This window comes from Neptuniibacter sp. 1_MG-2023 (assembly GCF_030547185.1).
Classification (GTDB): Bacteria; Pseudomonadota; Gammaproteobacteria; order Pseudomonadales; family Balneatricaceae; genus Neptuniibacter.
Map to the genome: position 1 here is coordinate 1 of NZ_JAUOQR010000032.1, position 795 is coordinate 795.

General features: G+C 50.1%; 1 protein-coding gene. It reads left to right on the forward strand.

Translation table 11 applies throughout. From position 1 onward, the window contains the following. On the forward strand, positions 1-724 hold a 724-nt coding region (locus tag Q4492_RS15645; RefSeq protein ID WP_303419857.1), incomplete at its 5' end, for a reverse transcriptase domain-containing protein. Positions 725-795 lie beyond the last annotated feature (71 nt).

Below are 795 nucleotides of genomic sequence, written 5' to 3' on the forward strand. Positions count from 1 at the left end.
CAACCAGTTCTATGGTGTGAGCCGAGAAGGTGTACCGCAAGGCGGGCCACTATCGCCGCTACTAGCGAACATCATGCTCGATCCTCTGGACAAAGAACTTGAGAAACGTGGCCATAAGTTTGCCCGCTATGCCGACGACTTTACGATAGTGGTAAAGAGTCAGCGAGCAGGTGAACGCGTACTACGCAGTATCAGTCAGTACTTGCAAAACCGCTTGAAGCTGGTCGTCAATACCGATAAAAGTCGCGTCGTTAAAACCAGTGAGAGTAAGTTCTTGGGGTTTACCTTCAAGGCTGGTCGTATTCAATGGCATGAGAAAACGCTACTGAAATTTAAGCAGCGGATACGCATGTTAACGAATCGTAACTGGGGGGTGTCGATGAAATATCAGCTCTTCAAGACCAGCCAATTTATACGTGGCTGGATTAACTATTTTGGCATCGCCAATTGCTACCAACTCTGCGTCGATCTAGATCATTGGATTCGGCGCAGAATAAGGATGGCTTACTGGCGGCAGTGGCGAAAGCCACGCACCAAGGTAAGGAACCTGATGAGTCGAGGCGTCCACGTACAGGCGGCTGTTGCGTGTGGCATTACCAGTAAAGGCCCATGGCGAAGCTCTAAAACACCGGGGATTAATCAGGCATTATCCAATGCTTACTTAAAATCTCAGGGGCTTTATGAATTGCGCGATGGATGGATCAAGCTTCACCATTCTCAGTGAAACGCCCTGTGCGGATCCGCATGCAGGGTGTTGTGGGGGCTGAGGGTTAGAGACCCTCGGCTACCCGATTA